General features: G+C 48.3%; 8 protein-coding genes. 5 read left to right on the top strand and 3 right to left on the bottom strand.

Annotated features, from left to right (window positions below; genetic code table 11):
- The 4 genes from AC3A8L_RS18365 to AC3A8L_RS18350 all read left to right on the top strand — a co-directional run.
- The coding region (locus tag AC3A8L_RS18365) for a tRNA-dihydrouridine synthase (RefSeq protein WP_487963729.1) at positions 1–514 on the top strand (514 nt) is incomplete at its 5' end.
- 79 nt (positions 515–593) lie between these two features.
- Positions 594–1,526: a transaldolase gene (tal, locus tag AC3A8L_RS18360; RefSeq protein ID WP_487963728.1), complete on the top strand. Its 933-nt coding sequence runs from the start codon at positions 594–596 to the stop codon at positions 1,524–1,526.
- A gap of 10 nt (positions 1,527–1,536) precedes the next feature.
- Positions 1,537–1,989 carry a tellurite resistance TerB family protein gene (locus AC3A8L_RS18355; RefSeq protein WP_487963727.1) on the top strand — a complete coding sequence of 151 codons (453 nt, stop codon included), beginning with the start codon at positions 1,537–1,539 and terminating at the stop codon, positions 1,987–1,989.
- An 84-nt stretch (positions 1,990–2,073) separates the two neighbouring features.
- Positions 2,074–2,781 (top strand): 16S rRNA (uracil(1498)-N(3))-methyltransferase, encoded by a 708-nt coding sequence (locus tag AC3A8L_RS18350; protein ID WP_487963726.1) that lies wholly within the window; start codon positions 2,074–2,076, stop codon positions 2,779–2,781.
- Positions 2,782–2,793: 12 nt separating this feature from the next.
- On the opposite strand, the gene AC3A8L_RS18345 is transcribed toward AC3A8L_RS18350, so the two are convergent.
- Genes AC3A8L_RS18345 through AC3A8L_RS18335 form a run of 3 tightly spaced genes read right to left on the bottom strand, consistent with a single transcriptional unit; the run spans position 2,794 to position 5,302 of the window.
- Positions 2,794–3,573, bottom strand: a complete 780-nt coding sequence (locus AC3A8L_RS18345; protein ID WP_487963725.1) for a DUF4126 family protein — start codon at positions 3,571–3,573, stop codon at positions 2,794–2,796.
- Positions 3,573–4,259 carry a nucleotidyltransferase family protein gene (locus AC3A8L_RS18340; RefSeq protein ID WP_487963731.1) on the bottom strand — a complete coding sequence of 229 codons (687 nt, stop codon included), beginning with the start codon at positions 4,257–4,259 and terminating at the stop codon, positions 3,573–3,575. The genes AC3A8L_RS18345 and AC3A8L_RS18340 overlap by 1 nt, the downstream gene beginning before the upstream one ends.
- Before the next feature lie 5 nt (positions 4,260–4,264).
- Positions 4,265–5,302: an aminoglycoside phosphotransferase family protein gene (locus AC3A8L_RS18335; protein WP_487963724.1), complete on the bottom strand. Its 1,038-nt coding sequence runs from the start codon at positions 5,300–5,302 to the stop codon at positions 4,265–4,267.
- A gap of 87 nt (positions 5,303–5,389) precedes the next feature.
- Here AC3A8L_RS18335 and AC3A8L_RS18330 point away from each other — a divergent pair.
- A partial coding sequence (locus AC3A8L_RS18330) for a hypothetical protein (RefSeq protein WP_487963723.1) occupies positions 5,390–5,637 on the top strand: 248 nt, incomplete at its 3' end.

Raw genomic sequence — 5,637 nt, 5'->3', positions numbered from 1 at the left:
GCGTAAGGCATGGCTAAAAGGCTTAAGCCCTAAAGAAAATCGCGAAATCCCTCCCCTGCAATATGAAACTGTCCACGCACTTAAGCAGCTTTATCCGCAGCATACTTTTGTTTTGAACGGCGGTTTAAATACACTCGAGCAATGCCAGCAACAGTTAGACTACCTGGACGGCGTGATGGTGGGCCGCGAGATGTACCACAACCCCTACGCTTTTGCTGATGCCGATGCACTGCTTTTTAATGGCCAACCGCCCTGTAGCCGCGAGGATATTCTGGCCGAGTTTATCCAGTATTGCTGGCAGCAACACAAACAAGGCGTTCGCCTGCATCATATGTCGCGGCATATTTTAGGAATTTATGCCGCGCAACACGGCGGGCGCCTATTTCGCCGTTTTTTAAGCGACAACGCCAGCCCCAAAGACGCAACACCCGCTGTTTTACAAGAAGCCTTGGACCAAATGCAAGCCCACCAAGCAAGCCGCGAGGCCTATATTCAGGCGTCGGGAACAAACTAACAAAACTGGTACTTCCGTTCAGATTGCGAAAGTGCTCTGACATGCCCATAATACGCGCCTCATGCAATAGGGGAACTCCATGACTAACAAGCTCGAACAACTTAAAAAATTCTCTAACGTTGTTGCCGATACTGGCGACATCGAAGCGATCAAACTGTACAAGCCCGTTGATGCGACAACTAACCCATCATTGTTGTATAGCGCCGCTCAATTAGAGCAGTATGCGCCTTTAGTACAAGACGCTTTAGCTCGCGGTAAAGATATCGCCGATGCGGGTGACATCTTAGCAGTAGCGATTGGTTGTGAAATCCTCAAAATTGTACCGGGCAAAATTTCAACAGAAGTTGATGCTCGCTTGTCTTTCGACACCCAAGCATCTATCGCTAAAGCGCATCGTTTAATCGAGCTTTACGAGCAAGCTGGCATTGGTAAAGACCGTGTTTTAATTAAACTCGCGTCGACCTGGGAAGGCATTAAAGCCGCTGAAGTTCTGCAAAAAGAAGGCATTAACTGTAACCTAACATTACTGTTTAGCTTCAGCCAAGCTGCCGCTTGTGCCGATGCAGGCGCATTCTTAATCTCTCCTTTTGTTGGCCGTATTCTCGATTGGTACAAAGCCAATACCGACAAAAAAGAATATGCTCCTCTTGAAGATCCAGGCGTTCAGTCTGTTACTCAAATTTACGATTACTACAAATCTTGCGGTTACGATACTGTTGTTATGGGCGCAAGCTTCCGTAACATCGGTGAAATCGAAGCCCTTGCGGGTTGTGATCGTTTGACGATTGGCCCTGCGCTTTTAGATCAGCTCCAAAAAGACGAAGGCACTTTAGAGTGCGCATTAAGCGCTGAAGGCAAATCTGGCGGCGAGCGCATCATCGAGACCGAAGCACAGTACCGCTTTAGCAACAACGAAGATGCCATGGCAACCGACAAACTAGCCGACGGCATCCGTCGCTTTGTTGTTGACATGGTTAACCTTGAGAACTTCTTAGCCTCGAAGAAAGGCTAAGTCGTCTATTATGCTGTCGAAAATACTCGACATTTTTCAGGCCGAAATGCGGCCTGAATCCAACACCGCACTCAGCGAGGAGCAAAAACGCCTCGCCTGTGCGGCACTGTTGATTGAAGTCGCCATTGTTGACAATGAATTCGATGCGAAAGAACTCGCCTGCTTGCAGCGCGTGCTCGAAGACAGCTTCGCTATTCCAAGCCAACAAAGTGCAGAATTGATTACACTTGCACAGAACGAATGCCTGGAAGCAACTTCCATGTACCAATTCACTCAACAAGTGAATACACACTGTTCAGCACAAGATAAATTTGATTTGATTGCAGGTATGTGGCGTATCGCCTATGCCGATGGCGAACTCGACAAATACGAAGAATATGTCATTCGTAAAGTGGCCGATCTTATTCATGTTGCACACAGTGACTTTATTCGCGCAAAACACCTTAGTCGCCCAAGCGAATAAAACCCTAGTATCTCGCCCTCCTAGCGCCACTCTACAGCCTCAGTACGCTAGCAACTTCACTGTTAAACTCGATGATTCTTACGCATGAACCTATTGCTGCTTCGCACAAGTGATAAAATTAACAACGCACAAGTTGTACTCAATGATTACCGGGCAGAGCACATCATTAGGGTTTTAAAGCTACCGATTAATCATAGACTTACCGTTGGCGGTATTAATGGTAATGTCGGCACAGCGACTATCCATGCGATCGACAAAAACTCCGTAACACTCACAAACATAGAGCTAACCGCCCCACCCCCACCACAAATTGATGTTGAGCTAATACTGGCTTTACCCCGACCACGCATGTTGCAGCGAAGCCTGCAAACCATTGCGACCATGGGGGTAAAAAAGCTGCATTTAATTCATACCGAACGTGTAGAAAAAAGTTTTTGGCAAACGCCTTTATTAAAAGAGGACGCCATTGCCGAACAACTGATGCTGGGACTAGAACAAGCCAAGGCAACGCAAATGCCGGAACTCATTCAGCACAAAAAGTGGCGACCATTTGTTCACGAACAACTACCGCTTATGCTGCAGCAACAGAAAATTATTGCTCACCCAGGCAACTACCCTAACGCAGCGCAGCTACCCGTAAAACCCTCGGTACTTGCCATCGGCCCCGAGGGTGGATTCACTCCCACCGAAGTGGACACATTTATTGAAAATCAGTTTAGCCCGGTACAGCTGGGCAATCGTATTTTACGTGTAGAAACCGCGGTACCCGTGCTCTTGGCTAAATTATTTTAAGAGCACAAACCCCTAGCCACCCAACAGTTTTTTCTTTGCCGCGACAAACTCGCCTTCACTTATCGCACCACTGTCACGTAGAGCCTTTAAACGCTCAAGCTCCGATACCGTGTCACCACGCCCATTCGGAGCCGGCAAAACATCGCCCGCAAAGCTTGCTGTAGATGCAGATATCGGTTCTGGGGATTCACCGCCAAAAAAAGCCCGTATTTTTTGCAATATATATTTTAGCAAACGCCATAATTTAGGCAGTATCCAAATGGCCAAAACAATAAACAAAAACAGTAACACTAAGAAAACGCCAGGGTGATTCAAAGCCGCCCATAAACCGCCCAACACCAAGATATCTTCAGTGAATGAGGCTCCCCAATTCGATACAGGCTCTGGCGAAGTATTGATGAGCATGCGCGTACCGGCTTTAGTTGCGTGACTGGTTGTGGCCAAGCCTCCACCAACAATTGCGGCCGCTAGCTCCATGACAGGAGACACGTCACCGACAGCGCCCGCCGCCAACATAGCGCCAGCTGGAATCCGGATAAAGGTGTGTATCGCATCCCAGCCAGTGTCTACCCCCGGTATTTTATCGGCAAAGAACTCCACGCAATACATCAAACCGGCTGCAGCTAACACCAGCGGGTTTTCGAGTATCTGCAAATCCGCTGGCAAATCAATATTGCCTGTTGCGCCACCAAAACCCAGCACTAACAACACCGCATACAAATTTATACCGCTGGCCCAGCTAGCCCCCATGGTTAACGCCAGCGTTGCTACCAAACCCTCATAGGCTTCCATTATGCATCCTCTCTTAAATAGTCATTAAGCTGCGTTAATCGCTCTGGCGTACCCACATCCAACCAATAACCAAGATGGTGTTCACCACGAATTACATGCCTAGCCAGCGCCCAATCAAAAACTTCTCGCAATGGAAATTTTTGCCGACAATCGGGATATTGGCGAACCATGTCAGGGCTCATTACACTAACGCCCGAAAAAGTTAACGCTTGCGCCCCACCCACCAACCCTTCTTTGTCATGAATATAACCGTCTGCGGCCAACAGGAAATCACCGCTGGGGTTGTGCGCGGGGTTGTCCACCAGCACAAAATAAGCTCCCGCGGGTTCAACCTCTGCGCGCGCTATCACCGCACTCAAATCGACATCGCAAAACACATCGCCATTCACCAGTAGAAATGGAGCATCGCCGATAAGAGGGAGCGCCATATATAACGCCCCTCCCGTTTCTAAAGGTTCGACTTCGCGGCTAATTGTTACAGTGGCCAAACCGTTTCTGGCGAGGATATAAGCTTCAATTTGCTCACCCAAATAAGCCGTATTAATAATAATATCTCTCACCCCCGCGGCTTCAATGCGCTGCAACCAGTGTTCGAGTAGCGGCTGTCCTGCAGCTTGCAACAACGGCTTGGGGCAGGTTCGCGTTAGGGGCAGCATGCGCTCACCCTTACCAGCGGCTAAGATCATAGCTTTCACGGCTGAATTTCCACTGAACGATACCAAGGCTGTTTTTGTATAAGCGGCATTAGTTGCTCTTCGAACCACTGCGCCACTGGCTGACAATAATCATATTGCGCGAGGGTCTGGCGAACATACGCAACAACCAACGGCAAGTCTTGCAAGTACTGCGCTTTACCGTCCCTTAAATATAAACGCGCAAATATTCCCAGCACCTTTAAGTGGCGCTGCAACCCAATGGTATCCATCGCACCTAAGAAGGTTTCCGCGCTAGCCATTTGCAAATGCACTGGTAACGTCTCACGATAATTAAGAGCTTGCGCGCGCACAAAAGTGGATGGCCAGCACTGATAACAATCTTTCAAAAGTGAGGCGATATCGTAAGTCACGGGGCCAACAACAGCATCCTGAAAATCAATAAAGCCCAAGCGCTCTAACGTCTCATCTTGAAGGTGAATGTTGCGACAGTGAAAATCGCGATGCACAATTACCTGTGGTTGCGCCAAGGCCTCTTCAATTAAACGATCAAATAATGCTTGTAGCATTTTCCGCTCATTATTTGATAGCTCATAGCCCAACAGTTTCTCAATGAACCAAGGGATGAATAAATCGAGCTCAGCTTGCAGCGCAGGACAATCATAACGGGGGTACCAATCCTCCGGCGGCGACACCTGTAATGGGCGCAATTGTGCTAAAACTGTGCGATAACATGCACTGAGAGCCAGATCATTCTCTTTCTGCGTTTTTAGCACATCACTTAAAGAAGTAGCGCCAAAATCCTGAATCAACAAAAAACCCTTCGTGAAATCATAAGCAACAATTTGCGGCGCGGGAACACCGAGCTTTTGCCAGTGCTCACTAATTTGAACAAAGGATTGATGCTTTTCAATATCAGGCGGACCATATACAGCCAATAACGGCATTTCGGTTGCCAAGCGGTAATATTGCCGAAAACCAGCATCGCCGACTATCGGTTTCAGCACTGCGGCAGGCATTGATCGCAAAGCTAGCTGTTGGTCGACCCAAGCGGCCAAAGACTCATAAATGGACATAAGAAATAATCACCAAGCAAGGTTTATGCACTTTTGCTGTTTCATTCAGCAGTGCGCGCCATTACAATCTGCGCCCAAGATAATTAGATGAGCCGCAAAAGACCCTGCAGTATGCCTAACCCCAATGCTTGCGACAACGCAAAGCCCTTTAAAATACCCATGACGCAGCCGCTTATGCGCTTGCGTATGGCTAGGGGTCAGCTAACAAAACTGTTCGGACTGATACTCGTTATGGGTAGCAGTGCCGCTGCACAATCAGAAACCGCCGCCGAAATGGATTGGCAGCCACGAGATCAACTCTCGCTTGAACAACAGCGACTTTTAAAGCCAGCCTG

It is taken from the genome of Marinagarivorans sp. (genome assembly GCF_982758155.1).
The sequence above is the reverse complement of the archived record's forward strand: the minus strand, read 5'-3'. Positions and strand labels throughout refer to the sequence as shown.